Raw genomic sequence first — 19,008 nt, 5'->3', positions numbered from 1 at the left:
GTGAGGCGTTGAGCTAACCTGTACTAATTGCCCGTGCGGCTTAACCATACAACACCCAAGAGGTTTTGGGTTGGACTCGAAATAAGCCAGTTGATTGTGGCGAGAACGAACAGCTTTCTAGATGACGTGTTTTGACTGAAAAGTGAAGACACACCAAATTTTGCTTGGCGACCATAGCGCTTTGGACCCACCTGACTCCATGCCGAACTCAGTAGTGAAACGAAGCAGCGCCGATGGTAGTGTGGGGTCTCCCCATGTGAGAGTAGGACATCGCCAGGCTCTCATTGCTTATCTTGTTGATAGCTCGATTCTTTTGATATCTGCGATGCTCATGTATTGGCATACACTGCGTGTCTCGATTCAAAATCCTCATCGCATCAAACAAGATAATCTAATTAGAGCTTAGTATTAGGCTTTAGTTAGCAAAAATTTAAGCATCAAAGCAGATATGTGTAAGACTTTGATAAGTAGAAATACGAAGCCCTGACCTAACGGTCGGGGCTTTTTTGTATTTGAGAGGTATACCAGTGCTGTAGCCTTGCGTCATCACATCCCCGCCAAACCGACATCATTTAATGTTAAATACGTGTAAGCCCTAAGCATTAGCCTAATGATTTAGGCTGTTTTGTTATGATCGGCGCCAGTACGTTCAACTCAAATCTATATCTTATTGATAAATATATTGTGATCCAATAAAGCCCCGTTTTGTGAACGGGGCTTTTTCTTTTCTATACTTTGTCTTTTCTATATTGCGTGATGGCTCGATTAGTCAATCTTACTGATTCGGCTTACACGTTCACCCGAAACGGTGCGCAGCTGCACAGGAGTGCTCACGTGAGGAGTGTTTGCCGCATCATAGGTTTGCCAGCTTGCGCCATTATCGGTTGAGTACTCAATGGCGAGTCCTGGGAACGGTGAATTCGCTTTTAGTTCGCCATTCTCTATCATCCCACCAGGAACAGGCAAACGGAAGCCAATGCCTTGTTGTTCCAATTGCGGGAACCAGTAGTTTGCTAACTGATTGGCAAAGAGGTTGTAATCCACTTTTCGCTGCGTTTGATTCGCCTCTTTCTCGTTTTGTGTGTTCGCTTCCCAATCAGCACGGTGCCAAGCACGTTCTGCCATGGCAAAGAGGCGAGGGAAGGTCATTGATTCAAACTGGCCATCGGAGCGAATGGTTTCACTCCAAACCGATGCTTGCAAACCGAGTACGTTTTCTGGACGCGTGAGCGTTTTCACTGTTGCGGCCTCGATGACCTCTTTTTTAGTAATTGGTGCGCCATTGCGTTTTGTGTTGGCATTAGCGTAGAGATCATCAGGCATAAAGCTAAACGTTTTACGGGTATCAGTAAAACGCGGTGCCCAATAGTAGCCACGCTCACTCGGATCTGGCTCGTAGGGATGGTCAAAATAGAGGTGTGTGGCTTGGTTATAGATAACGCCATAACCACTGTTAGCGAGGTTATAAGCTCGGTCGGCAACCCCCCATTCCCAGATATTTTGCCATGCATTGCCATATACCTGTTGATTGGTAAGTTGTGATCGTGGATAGACCTGATTAGTGTGCATTAAGCCGTCTTCCCAACCACCGAGATCCAGCTGATAGCGTTGGGCAATGTGTGAGATACGTTCGACAAAGTACTGACTTAAATCATCGACACTACTTACGCCTGTATCATTATTCGTTATAAAGGACTGACAAATGGGCGAGTCGGTCCATGCACCTGCGATTTCGTCACCACCAAAGTGGAATGTGCTGAGTGGCTGAACATCACGATGCGCATCAACTAAAGCGGAGACAACAGTATCGGCAAAGCGGTAGCTCGATTCCATACAAACATTGATGGCATTATCGGTGAACATTTGCACGGAAAGATACTGAGTATCGTCCTCAAAATCAGTCAGTAAATATTCCTTTGCTTTGGCTTCATCGCCTTGTGCCATGTACTTGTGATATCGCGCTTCCATCGCTTTGATGGCGGCGTGTGCGTGACCAGGCATGTCTACCTCAGGGATCACGGTAATATTGAGTGCATCCGCCTTACGCAAGATGGCTTGATAATCTTCCGTGGTGTAATACCCGTCTGATGCTTCTGTGCCGTCCGGTCCTGCGCCTAAGAAGGGCAATACACAGCGGGTTTCTGATAGATCATGACAGCGCTTGCTACCGACTTCGGCCAGCTCAGGGAGGGCTGGGATCTCAATGCGCCACGCTTCATCATCGCTGAGACGCAAGTGGAGTTTATTAAGCTTTAGTGCGGCCATCTGATCGAGTAATTTAAAAATGGCTTCTTTACTGCGAAAGTTGCGTGCCGCATCAACAGAAAGGCCTCGATAGGCAAATCGGGGCGCATCGGTCAGCGTCACCGCCTTGATGCTGTCGCCTGATTTGAGTTGTAGTAAGCTTTGTGCAGCGTACAGGGCACCCGCTTGATCAGGGGCGTCAATCTCAATACGTTGCTGCTCAGGTTGCACATCTAGACGATAAGCTTCATGCCACTGGTCGCTTCCGTTAAGGGTGATTTTTCCCCAACCCAAATGAATAACGTTTTGGTTAGTGGGTGCCCAGTCGCTCGCTGAGATACCAAGCTGATCGGCAAGCCACTTTGCTTGTGCTTGATAACCATTGTCATACACCACAGTCCAATCGCTGTTAATCGTGACATGGCCTTCTTTCTCAACGCGACTGGCCGGTGTTGGCAGTATTTTTCCTTGGATATCTTCCTGTGAAAGGTCGGCGTTGCGCTCGTATCGTTGCTGCGCGGAAAAAGGGTCATAGTGATCGATCAGTGCACCACCATAGCGTTTCCACTGTGCAGGGGAGTTAAATTCACCCACAAAGGTGAGTTCGTCATCCGGCTTGGTGGGCACCTGGCCATTTTTGTGGTTACTGGTACTGGCGATTAACGCGGTATGAGTGCCAGCTTCATCGTCTGACGCCAAATACCAGTTCGGCATAATATCGGATTTCGCTACTTGCCAATCAGAGGCATTAAAGCCAACCACTAATTGGTCACCGGGCGCAAGTGGAACAAAGGCATCAGTGGGTTCGAGTTTAAACAGATCGCCGTTAACATGAGAAACTTTAAGCTGATCAGTGTCGATCGATTTGATCATGCGGATATGACTGAAATAAATCGCCCAGCCAGCTTTGGGGAGTGTCTTGGCGCTTTGGTTAGTAAAGGCGACTTTGCCGGTGAAAGAGCGCCAGTCATCTTGCGTATTATCAATCACTTGGTATTGGACATCGAGACCATTACCTAGTGCATTAAGTTGAGATGAGGGCATTGCCCAAGCGGTGCTACATAAAGATGCACCGATCAATAGACCCAAAGCTGTTGGTTTTTGCATGCTATTCTCCAAACTTATTTTTCATTGTAAAAATAGTTAAAGAGACACTAGAGGATAGCGACAAAGAAGCCTAGTAATCTTATCGGCGAAGGTGTGTTTATGTCTTAGGACTCAAACTTATTCATGCGGTGAGCATAATGTTTACATTAAACTAGCGAGCAAGATCGCAGCAAGCAATCATGTGCTGCTGCGATACAAATTAACGGGGTAGTAGACAGCGCAACGCCAGTTGACTATCGACTAATTTGATACCGACGGCCAGCATCTCGTCACAGGCAGAGGATACGGTTTTAGCATTAATCCCTCGGCAAGCGGCAAGGTTAACGACAACGTCGAAACGACCCCGTTTTTTCAGTTGGATAGCGGTTGTTTTGACGCAGTAATCGGTTGCCAGCCCGCCCACTATTACTGTTTCGACATCTTGGCTATGCAGCCACTCAATTAATCCAGTACTGAGCTTTTCTTCAATATCATGAAAGCAAGCACCATACGGATGAAGATCGGGCTCGATGCCTTTCCAAACCACATAATGATATTCGGTCACTGCTGGCAATGCGTCAATCGTCTCAAACCCTTTCGTTCCGGGAACCGCGTGTTGCACCCAAGTCAGATCGGCGTTTTTATGCGGCAAAGGCTGGAGCATGTCAGCGGGGTCGTCGACCACCCAAATGGCGTTAGCAGGATGCGCATCTTTGGTCAAAACACGTACGTCAGCCAACGTTGCCTGCTCGTTGAGTGCCGGTCCGATGGTATCGCCTTCGGGGACGGGTAATTCGTCAGGACATAACGGCGTAAACGTGCGCTGTGCATCAACGTCAATGGCAGCTATTTTGGCCTGTTTCATTGCGGTTATCCCCTAAAGTATCTGATTGAGTATATGATCGGCCTTAACCCGCTTTATCCGTTTAAGTAGGCGTTTGACTGGCGCAGGATAATCCTCCATTTTTTCTATCTGCTTATAACTGCCAACCAGCTGTGTATGAGCCAAGATCGTATCTACCTCTTGCTGCTTCTGCGCCTCTAATTGCTGATGCTTATCATGAATCAAGATGGCGTTTTCTAAGTCTAGCTTCCAGGCGCGCGGATTGAGGTTATTTCCCGTTAACAGCATATACTGGCGATCGACCCAAATGCCTTTCAAATGGAAGCTGTTGTCATCATGTTTCCAGATATGGATATTTAACTGACGTTTTGCAATCGCTGCTTCGTTGCGACGGGCAAAGTTGCGTAAGTTGACTTCATACAAATAAGGCAGAGCTGAAATCGTCTTAAATGGCGCCTCTGGTGGTGAGTAGAAATCGTTCGCGGTTTTATCTCCCACTATAATCCTCACGCTTACCCCTCGGCGAAGTGCGCGACGGATTTCGCGAACGACACTGCGTGGTGGATTAAAATAGGGCGTGCAAATGACTAATTCATCATGGGCACTGGCAATCAAATGACAGATATAGCGATTGAGCTTATTTTTCCGTTTACCTAACCCGACCATCGGGGTAAGTCCAACTTGGTCTTCACTAATCGGCTCATCTTGATATCGATAGCTGGCCTGCTGTAGCTGACCACGAAACTCACGAATGTTTGGCTTTAGTGCTTTGCTGTTGGGGCGGTCGGGCGAGGTGAGACAGTTGACGGCACTGTCGGCGATTAACGTGTTGACAATAAAGTCTGCCATGGTGTCGGCGAGTACTTTATTGGCGAGCACGTGATAACGGTCATAACGGTATCTATCATGTTGCGCTAAATAGACATCGTTTAAGCTGGCGCCGCTGTATATAACGGTGTTATCAAATACGAATCCTTTTAAGTGCAAAACGCCGAAGACTTCGCGGTTTCTAACTGGCACACCCAAGACCTCTATCTTATGTGGGTAGCGCTCTGCATAAGCTCGATATAGTCCTGCATTACCGTCCGACTGTTCAGCACCAATTAACCCTCGCTGTGCGCGATGCCAGTCGACTAATACTTTGATATCGAGGGCAGGGTTAGCTTGCTTTGCTTCGTAAAGCGCATCCAGAATGCTTCGTCCTGCTTCGTCGTCTTGTAAGTACAGAGCCACCAGATAAATACGTGATGTTGCTTTTTTAATTTCGCTAAGGAGCCGTTCTCTAAATGAGACCGCGTCTAATAAGGTTTCGAGATTTTCTGGCTGGTGCGCAATGGTGGGCAAGCGATCAATAAGCTGCCGGTTTGCGTTCGCTGAATCCATTATTACCTCTTTTTGTTCGACGGCCAGAGTCGAGCATTGATACTAAACCCTGAATGATACCAGAAATTGCGTCAAGCTACGGATCACCGCGCAATGGCTTTGTTGCTAATGTCACGCTTTGGGTGAGTATTCCATCGCCACTAAATCTTTGCCACTTTGACAATAACGGTGCAGGCGTGCAGCCAGATCATCGGGTAATACGTGATGATCGACAGGCGTAAAACCATGCTGCGCATACAAGGTAGTCAGTGGACGGAAAGCTAAGCAAAAGCTAGGACGTTGACACAGTGTTTCTTGCACTGCGTCGAGTAAACGATGACTTAAACCTGTTCCTCGCAGATCAGGGTGTAGCAACATGCCTGTGAGTAACTGATACTCGAGACGTTGCTGAAAGCGTACCGCGCCACATAGTCCACTCGGGCCATCAATGACCCAAATACGTTCATCTTTCTTGGGTTTTCCGGGAGGATAGTGTGTTTTGTAGAACCGCGCTACCAGTGGGAACCGCAAGGGCTCTAGCGGGTGAATGTGATAATTATCCATAGCCTAATAGATGCGCAATACGAGCAGGACAGGTAGTATACCCATCAATGAGTTTTCTAACAGCGTAATGCAACGATGAAGTGGTTATCTGATGTGTCTTTGACACCCCATCATACGTTTGGTTTGCCCGCGCGCGCCCAAGCGATTGTAGAAGCACATTGTGTGCAAGACTTACAAGAGATTTGGCAAGCGTCTGATTATCACAACTCACCGAAGTTAGTGGTTGGTGAAGGCAGCAACCTGCTTTTTTGCCAAGACTTTGAGGGAGTGGTGGTCCTTAACCGCCTAAAGGGGATCACGATCGATAACCACGCTGACCATTACCTATTACATGTTGGCGCCGGTGAGCCTTGGCATGCGTTTGTTGCCTGGAGTATTGATAATGCGATGCCTGGGCTTGAGAACCTGGCATTAATTCCCGGCTGTGTGGGGGCGGCACCGATTCAAAATATTGGTGCCTATGGTGTCGAATTTGCGGAGCGTTGCGCTTACGTCGATATCTATCATCCTGACACGGGCAATCAACGTCGTCTGTCTTGCGATGAATGTCAGTTTGGTTACCGCGATTCGATTTTTAAAACCCCCGCCATGCAGGGATGGGTCATTACTCAGGTTGGCTTTCGCTTGGATAAAGCGTGGAAACCGGTACTCAAGTATGGCGCGTTAGCTGAACTGGATTCTCAACAAGCGACCCCCAAAGGCATTTTTGATGCTGTGTGTGCGATTCGGCGCGCTAAATTACCCGATCCTTCTGTATGCGGTAACGCTGGGAGTTTCTTTAAAAATCCGGTGCTTGATAGCGAGCAAGCGACAAAGTTAAAGGTTTCTTACCCTGATGTGCCGCTCTTTTCCGCGCCTTTGGGACAAAAAAAGGTCGCAGCGGGGTGGCTGATTGATCAATGTGGCTTAAAAGGGAAACGCCAAGGCGGCGCACGCGTTCATCCTCAGCAAGCACTGGTTATTACCAATGCCGAGAATGCGATCAGTGATGATGTGATACGTTTAGCTAAGCATGTCGTCTCGCATGTTTATACGCGTTTTGGTGTGAGGCTTGAGCACGAAGTGCGCTTGATTGATCAGCAGGGTGAAACAACCTTGGAGGCACAATGAAGAGCGCGCATTCGGCACGTCTCGCCTTGATTACACGTTTATCTGATGGTGAGTTTCACTCTGGCGAAATGCTGGGGGAAGCGCTGGGTATGACGCGTGCGGCGATCAGTAAACACATCAAGGTTCTCCAATCTTGGGGGCTTGATATTTATCGAGTACAGGGCAAAGGCTATTGCTTATCACAACCGATTGAGCTGCTCGATGAAGCTTGGTTAAGTGCCCATACCGATATACCTGCTTTGGCTGTGATCCCAGTGATAGACTCAACCAATCAGCATTTAATGGAAAGAGTGGGGCAGCTCAGTCCTGGTAGTGTGTGCCTGGCCGAGTATCAGCAACAAGGCCGTGGTCGTCGAGGGCGTGCATGGCAATCGCCGTTTGGTAGCAATTTATACCTCTCCATGTATTGGCGATTAGATGCAGGGCCTGCGGCGGCAATGGGGCTCAGCCTTGTTGTCGGAGTAGCAATGACAAAAGCGTTACACGATCTGGGTGCGACAGGTGTCAAAGTAAAATGGCCAAACGACCTCTATTATCAAGACAAAAAGTTGGCGGGTATTTTGGTTGAAATGACCGGGCAAACGGGTGATGCGGCACACATAGTGATTGGTATGGGGCTTAACCTCGGTATGGGGACCCATCTTAACGACAATATTGATCAACCTTGGGCGAAGCTTGCACAGGCGTGTTCACCGATGCCGGCACGTAATACGTTAGCAGCGAACTTGATTGACCGTCTCAAGGCATCGCTTATCGCCTACGAACAGCAAGGTATGGCTAGTATTTTGGCTGATTGGCCACAACTGGATAATTTTATCGGTCGCCCCGTTAAGCTATTAATGGGCGACCGCCAGGTAAAAGGTATTGAGCGCGGTATTGATGAGCATGGCGCCTTATTGCTGGAGGTTGATGGAAACATCACGCCTTACTTGGGAGGGGAAATCTCGTTAAGGCGCGATGATTAGTCCTTATACGAATGCGGACTATTTACGCACGCGAACGCGCTGAACAGAATGGTTCGGGCCCTTTTCTAACACTAAGCTTGCCCGTTCACGGGTTGGCAAAATGTTTTCTAGTAAATTCTTGCCGTTAATATCATTCCAAATGGTGGCTGCTTTCTGTGTCGCTTCTTCGATGGACAAGCGCGTGTAATGGTGGAAATAAGCTTGTGGATCGAGGAATGCCCCGCGCCGAAACTTCATAAAGCGTTCGATGTACCAGTGTTTGAGTAAGTCAGGCTCGGCGTCTACATAAATAGAAAAGTCGAGAAAATCAGAAATAAACACGTGGTGCGGGTCGTGTGGATAATCCATGCCACTTTGTAGCACATTCAGCCCCTCTAATATTAAAATATCGGGCTTTTCGACTTTTTGCTCATCCGATGTAATGTCGTAGACAAGGTGAGAATAAACAGGCGCAGTGACACAGTCTTTGCCTGATTTGACGTCAGCGACAAATTCAACCAGCTTGCGCATGTCATACGACTGCGGGAAGCCCTTTTTGTGCATGATGCCGCGCGATTCGAGCTCAGCATTTGGATATAAAAAACCATCAGTGGTGACTAACGCCACTTTAGGGTGATCCGGCCACCGGGTTAGAAGCGCTTTTAGGAGCCTCGCCGTCGTGCTTTTACCAACCGCCACACTGCCTGCAATGCCGATAACGTAAGGCACATGGTTTGACACGGGCTGAGAAAGAAACTCATCAAGCACTTCAGTTCGGCTTTTACGCGCTTTAACATACAGATTGAGTAAGCGCGACAACGGTAGATAGACATCGCGCACTTCATCCATTGATAAATGTTCATTCAAGCCGCGTAAGCGGTCAATGTCATCTTCGGTAAGCGTCATGGGCACTGCATCCCTCAGTTCAGCCCATTGTTGACGGTCGAACGACAAATAAGGCGTTAGCGTTGCGTTCATGATCCATGTGCCTTAAGCCAATAAAGAGAGTGACGATACCGCAAACCAGCGGGAAGGAAAAGCGCTTGCCTATTGTCATCAAGGTGTTGGCTGGTTACTTTCCCAACAATCACACAAAAAAATACCCAAAAGACGCAAAAATCACCCATTTTTTTAAAATTCCCTATTGCACCCCTCAAATCCATGGCATAGAATGCGCAGCACTTGTCGCCGGCTTAGCTCAGTTGGTAGAGCAACTGACTTGTAATCAGTAGGTCGCCAGTTCGATTCCGGCAGCCGGCACCAAAATTTAGGTGGAATTCCCGAGTGGTCAAAGGGATCAGACTGTAAATCTGACGGCTCAGCCTTCGAAGGTTCGAATCCTTCTTCCACCACCAATTTCAAATTGTTTGAATAGCTCTACGAGTAACGATTGCGGGCATCGTATAATGGCTATTACCTCAGCCTTCCAAGCTGATGATGCGGGTTCGATTCCCGCTGCCCGCTCCACTCTTTTTAGAGTGCTGATATAGCTCAGTCGGTAGAGCGCACCCTTGGTAAGGGTGAGGTCGGCAGTTCAAATCTGCCTATCAGCACCATCCTCTCCAAGGTAACTTCAAGCCGTTTGATGTATACTCAACAAACCTGATTGTTGGTTGTGTGGTCGTAATGCCACCGAAATACCGTGCTTAGAGGGACTGTCATGTCTAAAGAAAAATTTGAACGTACGAAAACGCACGTTAACGTTGGTACTATTGGCCACGTTGACCATGGTAAAACTACGCTGACTGCAGCTATCTGTACTGTACTTGCAAAAGTATACGGCGGTGCTGCGCGTGATTTCGCGTCAATCGATAACGCACCAGAAGAGCGTGATCGTGGTATCACCATCGCAACGTCTCNTGTCTAAAGAAAAATTTGAACGTACGAAAACGCACGTTAACGTTGGTACTATTGGCCACGTTGACCATGGTAAAACTACGCTGACTGCAGCTATCTGTACTGTACTTGCAAAAGTATACGGCGGTGCTGCGCGTGATTTCGCGTCAATCGATAACGCACCAGAAGAGCGTGATCGTGGTATCACCATCGCAACGTCTCACGTTGAGTAYGATACGCCAAACCGTCACTACGCACACGTTGACTGCCCAGGACACGCTGACTATGTGAAAAACATGATCACCGGTGCTGCGCAAATGGACGGTGGTATCCTRGTWGTWGCAGCRACTGATGGCCCAATGCCACAGACCCGTGAGCACATCCTACTTGGCCGTCAGGTTGGTATTCCAAACATCCTCGTGTTCATGAACAAATGTGACATGGTTGATGACGAAGAGCTGCTTGAGCTGGTTGAAATGGAAGTYCGTGAGCTACTTTCAGAGTATGACTTCCCAGGTGACGACTGCCCAGTGATTCAAGGTTCTGCACTTGGTGCATTGAACGGTGAAGAGCAGTGGGAGCAGAAGATTGTTGAACTTGCTGAAGCCCTGGATTCTTACATCCCWGAGCCAGAGCGTGCGATCGACAAGCCGTTCATCCTGCCAATCGAAGACGTATTCTCAATCCAAGGCCGTGGTACTGTTGTAACCGGTCGTGTTGAGCAAGGCATCATCACCGTRGGTGACGACGTTGAAATCGTAGGCATGAAAGACACCACCAAGACCACTTGTACTGGTGTTGAAATGTTCCGTAAGCTTCTAGACGAAGGCCGTGCGGGTGAGAACGTTGGTGTTCTTCTGCGTGGTACTAAGCGTGACGAAGTTGAGCGTGGTCAAGTACTGGCGAAGCCTGGTTCAATCACYCCGCACACCAAGTTCGAATCAGAAGTATACGTACTAGGTAAAGACGAAGGCGGCCGTCATACGCCGTTCTTCAAAGGTTATCGTCCACAGTTCTACTTCCGTACAACTGACGTGACCGGTACTATCGAACTGCCAGAAGGCGTTGAGATGGTTATGCCTGGTGACAACATTAAGATGGTTGTAACGCTTATCGCCCCAATCGCGATGGACGAAGGCCTACGTTTCGCTATCCGTGAAGGTGGCCGTACTGTAGGCGCTGGTGTTGTTGCCAACATCGTTGAATAATGATTTGACGAAACACTAGTAAAAAGGGCATCATTTGATGCCCTTTTTCTGCGTTTGACACTCCTATTGGCGTAATTTTCGCCACTAGTGGTCGGTCAGCGCGGACTTTAGTGATCGTATCACCCTCTAACGAGAGATAAGATCACCACGTGCCTTGCAGAATACTGACCGTATGCTGTTATAGGCACTGCCGTCTATGTAGACTTGTTACAGGTAGAATGTATGAAAGCGAACGCTGAGACCCAATCCGGTTCGATGGACATCCTCAAGTGGGGTGTTGTTTTTGTCCTATTGGCCGCAGCCGTGGTAGGGAATAGCCTGTACAGTGATGTGTCTGTAGTAGTGCGAGCTGCTGCTGTAGTGGTGCTGGTTGCCGCTGCTGGCGGTGTGGCTGCACTCACGATGAAAGGAAAAGCTGCGATCACGTTTGCACGCGAATCGCGTATGGAAGTGCGTAAAGTCATTTGGCCTACGCGCCAAGAGACTTTGCAAACCTCTCTCATCGTTCTGGCTGTTACTGTTGTTATGGCGCTCATCTTGTGGGGCGTTGACGGAATCATGGTCCGTCTAGTCCGCCTAATCACTGGCGTGTGAGGTAAAAGTACATGAGCGAAGCTCCCAAAAAACGTTGGTATGTGGTTCAGGCTTTCTCTGGTTTTGAAAGCCGTGTGGCGCAATCATTGCGCGAACATATCAAGATGCACGAAATGGAAGACTATTTCGGGGAAGTATTGGTGCCAACCGAAGAAGTGGTTGAAATGCGCCAAGGTCAACGTCGTAAAAGCGAACGTAAATTCTTCCCAGGTTATGTGCTCGTCCAAATGGTGATGAACGATGAGTCGTGGCACCTAGTACGTGGTGTGCCACGTGTGATGGGCTTTATCGGCGGCACCTCTGATCGCCCAGCTCCAATTTCTGATAAAGAAGCGGACTCTATCCTCAATCGCCTTGAAAAAGCGAGCGAGTCTCCGGTGCATAAAACTGTATTTGAAGCAGGTGAAGTGGTACGCGTTACTGAAGGCCCATTTGCAGACTTTAACGGCGTGGTTGAACAAGTCGACTACGATAAAAACCGCCTTAAAGTTTCAGTGTCTATCTTCGGCCGTGCAACACCGGTAGAGCTTGAATTTGGCCAGGTAGAAAAAACCTGATCAAAAAAGCACCGCTAACGGTTGGCAAGGGCGCGAAATTTGACTATAATTTCGCGCCCTTTTGTTAAACGGGAAGTCTGTCGCAAGATAGACGTTAGTACCCAAAATTAGGTAATTGAATAATGGCTAAGAAAGTACAAGCTTACATCAAGCTGCAGGTTGCAGCGGGTGCAGCTAACCCATCGCCACCGGTTGGTCCTGCTCTAGGTCAACACGGTGTGAACATCATGGAGTTCTGTAAAGCGTTTAACGCGAAGACTGAATCTATCGAGAAAGGCCTACCAACTCCTGTTGTTATCACTGTATATAGTGACCGTTCTTTCACCTTCGTAACCAAGACCCCACCAGCGGCGATTCTGCTTAAGAAAGCAGCCGGTGTTAAGTCTGGTTCAGGTCGTCCGAACACTGAAAAAGTGGGTACCGTTACTGACGCTCAGATCCAAGAGATCGCAGAAACCAAAGCGGCAGACATGACGGGTGCGGACGTCGAAGCGATGAAACGCTCCATTGCGGGTACTGCCCGTTCAATGGGCCTGAACGTAGAGGGTTAAGACAATGGCTAAAATGACTAAGCGCATGCGCGTAATCCGCGAAAAAGTTGATGTGACCAAAGAGTACGACATCAACGAAGCCGTTGCTCTACTTAAGGAACTGGCGACTGCAAAATTTGTTGAAAGTGTTGATGTTTCTGTCAACCTTGGCATCGATGCGCGTAAATCAGACCAAAACGTTCGTGGTGCAACTGTACTGCCGAACGGTACTGGCCGTGATATCCGTGTTGCAGTATTCACCCAAGGTGCGAATGCAGACGCTGCGAAAGAAGCGGGTGCAGATATCGTGGGTATGGAAGATCTTGCTGAGCAAGTGAAGAAAGGCGAAATGAACTTTGACGTTGTCGTCGCTTCACCAGACGCAATGCGCGTTGTTGGCCAGCTAGGTACTATCCTAGGTCCACGCGGCCTGATGCCAAACCCGAAAGTAGGTACTGTAACGCCTAACGTTGCTGAAGCGGTTAAGAACGCGAAAGCAGGTCAGGTTCGTTATCGTAACGATAAGAACGGTATCGTTCATACTACTATCGGTAAAGTAGACTTTGACGCTGACAGCCTAAAAGAGAACCTTGAAGCGCTGTTGGTTGCACTGAAGAAGGCGAAGCCAACTTCAGCAAAAGGTACTTTCATTAAGAAAGTTAGCCTGTCGACCACTATGGGTGCTGGTGTTTCATTAGACCAGAACTCTTTGGACGCAAGCGTTAACTAATTGCGACAAGCGAGCGAGTAGTTTATACTCTCTCGCTTGGCAATTTTATGGCTGAGTTTGCTGCGGCAAACTTCGTCCAAGACCGTAGGTGTTCATAGCGAACTTAATCTCTCCTACGTAGACGGTGCCAGAACATGATAGATTTTCGTCTTTCTTGGATCTGCACCGTAAAAGCTCTCTCTACGCTATGTGGGGAGTGGTGTTAAACAATCCAGGAGCAAATCCAAATGGCTTTAAACCTTCAAGACAAAAAAGCAATTGTTGCTGAAGTCAACGAAGCTGCCAGTGGTGCCCTGTCTGCAGTAGTTGCTGATTCTCGCGGTGTAACCGTGGATGCGATGACTTCTCTACGTAAACAAGCGCGTGAAGCGGGCGTTTTCATGAAAGTTGTTCGTAATACACTGGCTCGCCGTGCAGTTGAAGGCACAGACTACGAGTGTCTGAAAGACACTTTTGTTGGCCCAACTCTGATTGCGTTTTCTAACGAGCACCCAGGTGCTGCTGCGCGTCTTTTTAAAGACTTCGCTAAAGAAAACAACGAGTTTGAGGTTAAATCTGCTGCATTCGAAGGCGTGATCACTGACCCAGAGGTATTGGCGACACTGCCAACGTACGACGAAGCAATTGCACGCCTAATGATGGGCTTGAAAGAAGCTTCTGCCGGCAAGCTGGTTCGTACTATCGCCGCTGTTCGCGACCAAAAAGACGCGGCCTAATTGCCCGCTTAATCTGGTTGCTTAATCCTTTTATTGTTGACTTTAAAGAGAATTGTTATGTCTATCACTAACGAGCAAATCCTAGACGCAATTGCAGACATGTCTGTAATGCAAGTTGTTGAGCTTATCGAAGCTATGGAAGAAAAATTCGGCGTATCAGCTGCAGCAGCAGTTGTTGCTGGTGGTGCTGGCGAAGGCGCAGCGGCTGAAGAGCAAACCGAATTTGACGTTATCCTGAAAGAAGCTGGTGCGAACAAAGTATCAGTAATCAAAGCGGTACGTGGCGCAACTGGTCTAGGCCTGAAAGAAGCGAAAGCGCTTGTTGACGGCGCGCCAGCACCTCTGAAAGAAGGTGTTGAGAAAGAAGAAGCTGAAGCGCTTAAAGCTCAGCTAGAAGAAGCTGGTGCTTCTGTTGAAGTTAAGTAATTTATACTTAATTTCCTAGCCTGAAAGGGCATTGGCTGGTGGCTAGAAAGCCACCGGCCTTTTTGCGCTGTAGGGCAGTAGTGAAATTTCCACCCCGTTTTATCACTGCTGACCATGCAAAAAAGATCAAAGCACGCGCTTTGATTTTCCTACACTAAACGGTGGTTGTTTAGTCACTGTCCTTGTTTTATCGGACAGTTTGGGTCACTTATCAGCGAGCTGAGGAACCCTATGGTTTACTCTTATACCGAGAAAAAGCGTATCCGTAAGGATTTTGGTAAGCGTCCTCAAGTTCTGGACGTGCCATACTTGCTGTCGATCCAGCTTGAATCTTTTAAGAACTTTATCGAGCAGGATCCAGAAGGGCAATACGGTCTTGAAGCTGCCTTTCGCTCTGTTTTTCCAATTCAGAGCTACAACGGCAATTCCGAGCTGCAATACGTTAGCTATCGTCTCGGTGAGCCAGTTTTCGATGTCAAAGAATGCCAAATTCGTGGCGTAACCTATTCGGCCCCACTGCGCGTGAAACTGCGCTTGGTGATGTTTGATAAGGAAGCCCCGGCTGGTACCGTAAAAGACATCAAAGAACAAGAAGTCTATATGGGCGAAATTCCGCTCATGACTGAAAATGGTACCTTTGTCATCAATGGTACTGAGAGGGTTATCGTATCCCAGCTGCACCGTAGTCCGGGCGTCTTTTTCGACAGCGATAAGGGTAAAACCCACTCCTCAGGAAAAGTGCTATATAACGCACGCGTGATCCCATACCGTGGTTCATGGTTGGATTTCGAATTTGATCCTAAGGATATCGTATACGTTCGTATCGATCGTCGTCGTAAGCTGCCGGCTTCTATTATTCTGCGTGCGCTGGAATACACAACTGAAGAGATCTTGGATCTATTCTTCGAAAAAGTCGTTTTCGAAGTGAAGGGCAAATCTCTGGTGATGGAGTTGGTGCCTGATCGTCTACGTGGCGAAACGGCAAATTTCGACATTGAAGCCGACGGTAAAGTTTACGTTGAGCAAGGCCGTCGAATTACCGCGCGTCATATCCGTCAGTTGACGAAAGATAACGTTGATCACATCGAAGTGCCGGTGGAGTATATTGCGGGCAAGATTTCTGCACGTGAATATATCAACCAGGAAACTGGCGAAGTGATTGTCTCGGCTAACCAAGAGTTAAGTCTGGAGACACTGGCGCAGTTGTCGCAAGCAGGTCACAAACGTATCGAAACCCTGTTCACTAATGACCTGGATCACGGCCCGTACATGTCAGATACCCTGCGTATCGACAATACAACGGATCGCTTGACGGCGTTAGTTGAAATTTACCGCATGATGCGTCCTGGTGAGCCACCAACGCGTGAAGCGGCAGAGCAACTGTTCGAAAGTCTGTTCTTCTCAGACGATCGCTATGACCTATCATCTGTGGGTCGTATGAAGTTTAACAGCTCTCTGGGTCGTGATGATCTGACTGGCCCAGGCGTTCTGAGCAAAGAAGACATTATCGAGGTGATGCGTAAACTCATCCATATCCGAAATGGTATTGGTGAAGTTGATGACATTGATCACCTGGGTAACCGCCGTATTCGCTCTGTGGGCGAAATGGCAGAAAACCAGTTCCGTGTAGGTCTAGTACGTGTAGAGCGTGCAGTAAAAGAGCGTTTGAGCTTGGGTGATCTCGACAGTGTGATGCCACAAGACTTAATTAACGCTAAGCCTATCTCTGCGGCAGTTAAAGAGTTCTTTGGCTCTTCACAGCTGTCACAGTTTATGGACCAAAATAACCCGTTGTCAGAAGTGACGCACAAACGTCGTATTTCTGCATTGGGTCCAGGCGGTCTGACGCGTGAGCGTGCAGGTTTCGAAGTGCGTGACGTTCATGCCACCCACTACGGTCGTCTGTGTCCGATTGAAACACCGGAAGGACCGAACATTGGTCTGATTAACTCACTGTCTGCCTTTGCACGTTGTAATGGCTACGGCTTCCTAGAAACACCTTACCGTAAAGTCGTTGACGGTAAAGTGACCGATCAAATTGATTATTTGTCAGCGATCGAAGAAGGTCACTACGTGATTGCGCAGGCGAACGCTGCGTTGAACGAAGATGGCTCCTTCACTGATGAACTGATCACCGCGCGTGAAACCGGTGAGTCAGGCTTGCACCCACGTGATCATGTCCAGTACATGGACGTTGCGACCAACCAGGTCGTATCGGTGGCAGCCTCACTGATCCCGTTCCTTGAGCATGATGATGCTAACCGTGCCTTGATGGGCGCGAACATGCAACGTCAGGCGGTGCCGACACTGCGCGCGCAAAAGCCGCTCGTGGGAACAGGTATCGAGCGTAATGTGGCGGTTGACTCGGGTGTGACAGCGGTAGCGAAACGCGGTGGTACCATTCAGTCGGTCGACGCATCACGTATCGTGGTGAAAGTGAATGAAGATGAGTTGGTATCAGGCGAAGCGGGTATCGATATCTACAGCTTGGTGAAATACACACGTTCAAACCAGAACACCTGTATTAATCAGCGTCCAACTGTGATGCCAGGCCATGAAGTCGCCAAAGGTGACGTCTTGGCTGATGGACCATCAACCGATTTGGGTGAGCTGGCACTCGGCCAGAACATGCGCATCGCGTTTATGCCGTGGAATGGTTATAACTTTGAGGATTCCATCCTTATTTCTGAGCGTGTGGCTCAGGAAGATCGTTTAACCACTATTCACATTCAAGAGCTTTCTTGTGTGGCGCGTGATACCAAGCTGGGCAGTGAAGAAATTACTGCGGATATTCCAAACGTGGGTGAAGCGGCACTGTCTAAGCTGGATGAATCTGGGGTTGTGTATATCGGGGCCGAAGTCAAAGGCGGCGATATCATGGTCGGTAAAGTGACGCCAAAAGGCGAAACACAACTGACGCCAGAGGAGAAGCTACTACGAGCAATCTTTGGCGAAAAAGCCTCTGACGTAAAAGATTCATCATTGCGTGTTCCTAATGGTGTATCTGGTACGGTTATCGATGTGCAAGTCTTTACTCGCGATGGCGTTGAAAAAGACAAACGTGCACTCGAAATCGAAGAAATGCAGCTGAAAGAAGCCAAAAAAGACCTAACCGAGGAGTTCTCTATCCTTGAAGGTGGTCTGATGGCACGTGTTCGCACACTGCTTTCTCAAGCCGGTTACACTGATAGTCAATTAGCCAGCATGGATCGTCAGACCATGTTGACGCAGACACTAGACGACGAAGCACAGCAAACGCAGCTAGAGCAGCTTGCCGAGCAGTACGACGAAATCAAAGCTGACTTTGACAAGAAATTTGACACCAAACGTCGCAAGATCACCCAAGGTGATGACCTTGCGCCAGGCGTGTTGAAGATCGTTAAAGTGTACCTTGCGGTTAAACGTCGCATCCAGCCAGGTGATAAAATGGCTGGTCGTCACGGTAACAAAGGTGTTATCTCGAAGATCAACCCGATCGAAGATATGCCTTACGACGAATCTGGTGAACCCGTCGACTTAGTGCTGAACCCGTTGGGTGTACCTTCGCGTATGAACATCGGTCAGATCCTAGAAACACACTTGGGTCTGGCAGCGAAAGGGATTGGTGACAAGATCAACCGCATGCTCAAAGAGCAGCAAGAACTAGCGAAATTCCGTGAGTTCTTGCAGAAGGTTTACGATCTCGGTGATACCCGTCAGAAAGTGGACATTAGCCAACTGACTGACGAAGAAGTACGCACCTTAATCGGAAACCTGCGTGATGGTCTGCCGACAGCGTCTCCTGTCTTTGACGGTGCGCCTGAACCAATTGTTAAAGAACTACTGAAATTGGGTGATCTGCCTGAGTCTGGTCAGCTTGACCTGTACGATGGCCGCACTGGTGAGAAGTTTGAGCGTCCGGTAACCGTGGGTTACATGTACATGCTGAAACTGAACCACTTGGTTGACGACAAGATGCACGCCCGTTCAACCGGTTCTTACAGCTTGGTGACGCAGCAACCGTTGGGTGGTAAGGCACAGTTCGGTGGTCAGCGCTTCGGTGAGATGGAAGTTTGGGCTCTGGAAGCATACGGTGCTGCCTATACCCTACAAGAAATGCTCACCGTGAAGTCGGATGACGTTAATGGCCGTACTAAGATGTATAAAAACATCGTAGATGGCGACCATCGTATGGAGCCGGGCATGCCGGAATCTTTCAACGTATTGCTGAAAGAAATCCGCTCGTTGGGTATCAACATCGAGCTGGAAGACGAGTAA

15 protein-coding genes, 4 tRNA genes, 1 rRNA gene and 1 pseudogene are annotated in these 19,008 nt (G+C 48.5%); 16 read left to right on the top strand and 5 right to left on the bottom strand.

The window, feature by feature from the left end; translation table 11 throughout:
* Positions 1 to 163 precede the first annotated feature (163 nt).
* Positions 164 to 279: ribosomal RNA gene (gene rrf / locus BZG80_RS07945) — 5S ribosomal RNA — on the top strand.
* 486 nt (positions 280 to 765) lie between these two features.
* On the opposite strand, the gene BZG80_RS07940 is transcribed toward rrf, so the two are convergent.
* The 4 genes from BZG80_RS07940 to BZG80_RS07925 form a co-directional block, all read right to left on the bottom strand.
* The gene (locus BZG80_RS07940; RefSeq protein WP_021024453.1) at positions 766 to 3,351 is read right to left on the bottom strand and encodes a family 20 glycosylhydrolase; all 2,586 of its coding nucleotides are present in this window, start codon (positions 3,349 to 3,351) and stop codon (positions 766 to 768) included.
* A 199-nt stretch (positions 3,352 to 3,550) separates the two neighbouring features.
* Complete coding sequence (locus tag BZG80_RS07935; protein ID WP_021024454.1) at positions 3,551 to 4,195, bottom strand: isochorismatase family protein; 645 nt, start codon at positions 4,193 to 4,195, stop codon at positions 3,551 to 3,553.
* Positions 4,196 to 4,207: 12 nt separating this feature from the next.
* Positions 4,208 to 5,557: a CDP-diacylglycerol--serine O-phosphatidyltransferase gene (pssA, locus tag BZG80_RS07930; RefSeq protein WP_021024455.1), complete on the bottom strand. Its 1,350-nt coding sequence runs from the start codon at positions 5,555 to 5,557 to the stop codon at positions 4,208 to 4,210.
* 111 nt (positions 5,558 to 5,668) lie between these two features.
* Positions 5,669 to 6,100, bottom strand: a complete 432-nt coding sequence (locus BZG80_RS07925; RefSeq protein WP_021024456.1) for a GNAT family N-acetyltransferase — start codon at positions 6,098 to 6,100, stop codon at positions 5,669 to 5,671.
* A gap of 75 nt (positions 6,101 to 6,175) precedes the next feature.
* Between BZG80_RS07925 and murB the strand changes: the two genes are divergently transcribed.
* On the top strand, positions 6,176 to 7,210 hold the full coding sequence (gene murB / locus BZG80_RS07920; RefSeq protein WP_021024457.1) for a UDP-N-acetylmuramate dehydrogenase: 1,035 nt from the start codon (positions 6,176 to 6,178) through the stop codon (positions 7,208 to 7,210).
* The gene (gene birA, locus BZG80_RS07915; protein ID WP_077679100.1) at positions 7,207 to 8,175 is read left to right on the top strand and encodes a bifunctional biotin--[acetyl-CoA-carboxylase] ligase/biotin operon repressor BirA; all 969 of its coding nucleotides are present in this window, start codon (positions 7,207 to 7,209) and stop codon (positions 8,173 to 8,175) included. Before murB ends, birA begins: the two co-directional genes overlap by 4 nt.
* An 18-nt stretch (positions 8,176 to 8,193) precedes the next feature.
* On the opposite strand, the gene coaA is transcribed toward birA, so the two are convergent.
* Positions 8,194 to 9,132 carry a type I pantothenate kinase gene (coaA, locus tag BZG80_RS07910; protein ID WP_021024459.1) on the bottom strand — a complete coding sequence of 313 codons (939 nt, stop codon included), beginning with the start codon at positions 9,130 to 9,132 and terminating at the stop codon, positions 8,194 to 8,196.
* A 209-nt stretch (positions 9,133 to 9,341) separates the two neighbouring features.
* Here coaA and BZG80_RS07905 point away from each other — a divergent pair.
* The 13 genes and pseudogenes from BZG80_RS07905 to rpoB all read left to right on the top strand — a co-directional run bounded on the left by BZG80_RS07905 (position 9,342) and on the right by rpoB (position 19,008).
* Positions 9,342 to 9,417, top strand: a tRNA-Thr gene (locus tag BZG80_RS07905).
* Between the two features lie 7 nt (positions 9,418 to 9,424).
* A tRNA-Tyr gene (locus tag BZG80_RS07900) sits at positions 9,425 to 9,509 on the top strand.
* Positions 9,510 to 9,546: 37 nt separating this feature from the next.
* Positions 9,547 to 9,621, top strand: a tRNA-Gly gene (locus BZG80_RS07895).
* A gap of 13 nt (positions 9,622 to 9,634) precedes the next feature.
* Positions 9,635 to 9,710: transfer RNA gene (locus BZG80_RS07890), tRNA-Thr, on the top strand.
* Between the two features lie 104 nt (positions 9,711 to 9,814).
* Positions 9,815 to 10,018 (top strand): annotated as a pseudogene (locus BZG80_RS07885) (GTP-binding protein); the annotation flags it as partial.
* On the top strand, positions 10,014 to 11,198 hold the full coding sequence (gene tuf, locus BZG80_RS07880) for an elongation factor Tu (protein WP_198532931.1): 1,185 nt from the start codon (positions 10,014 to 10,016) through the stop codon (positions 11,196 to 11,198). The pseudogene BZG80_RS07885 and the gene tuf, both read left to right, overlap by 5 nt.
* Before the next feature lie 222 nt (positions 11,199 to 11,420).
* Complete coding sequence (gene secE, locus BZG80_RS07875; RefSeq protein WP_025744448.1) at positions 11,421 to 11,792, top strand: preprotein translocase subunit SecE; 372 nt, start codon at positions 11,421 to 11,423, stop codon at positions 11,790 to 11,792.
* Positions 11,793 to 11,803: 11 nt separating this feature from the next.
* The gene (nusG, locus tag BZG80_RS07870; RefSeq protein ID WP_025744447.1) at positions 11,804 to 12,349 is read left to right on the top strand and encodes a transcription termination/antitermination protein NusG; all 546 of its coding nucleotides are present in this window, start codon (positions 11,804 to 11,806) and stop codon (positions 12,347 to 12,349) included.
* A gap of 122 nt (positions 12,350 to 12,471) precedes the next feature.
* Positions 12,472 to 12,900: a 50S ribosomal protein L11 gene (gene rplK / locus BZG80_RS07865; RefSeq protein WP_025674743.1), complete on the top strand. Its 429-nt coding sequence runs from the start codon at positions 12,472 to 12,474 to the stop codon at positions 12,898 to 12,900.
* A 4-nt stretch (positions 12,901 to 12,904) separates the two neighbouring features.
* Positions 12,905 to 13,609: a 50S ribosomal protein L1 gene (gene rplA / locus BZG80_RS07860; RefSeq protein ID WP_025744446.1), complete on the top strand. Its 705-nt coding sequence runs from the start codon at positions 12,905 to 12,907 to the stop codon at positions 13,607 to 13,609.
* Between the two features lie 227 nt (positions 13,610 to 13,836).
* Entirely contained in the window at positions 13,837 to 14,325 is a 489-nt protein-coding gene (gene rplJ, locus BZG80_RS07855; RefSeq protein ID WP_025744445.1) for a 50S ribosomal protein L10, read from the top strand.
* Between the two features lie 57 nt (positions 14,326 to 14,382).
* Positions 14,383 to 14,751 carry a 50S ribosomal protein L7/L12 gene (rplL, locus tag BZG80_RS07850; RefSeq protein ID WP_077669672.1) on the top strand — a complete coding sequence of 123 codons (369 nt, stop codon included), beginning with the start codon at positions 14,383 to 14,385 and terminating at the stop codon, positions 14,749 to 14,751.
* Between the two features lie 231 nt (positions 14,752 to 14,982).
* A complete protein-coding gene (gene rpoB / locus BZG80_RS07845; protein WP_025744443.1) occupies positions 14,983 to 19,008 on the top strand; it encodes a DNA-directed RNA polymerase subunit beta in 4,026 nt (1,341 codons plus the stop codon).

The sequence above is a fragment of the Salinivibrio sp. MA440 genome (genome assembly GCF_001996265.1).
GTDB lineage: Bacteria > Pseudomonadota > Gammaproteobacteria > Enterobacterales > Vibrionaceae > Salinivibrio > Salinivibrio costicola.
This window is presented reverse-complemented; position numbering and strand designations above follow the sequence as displayed.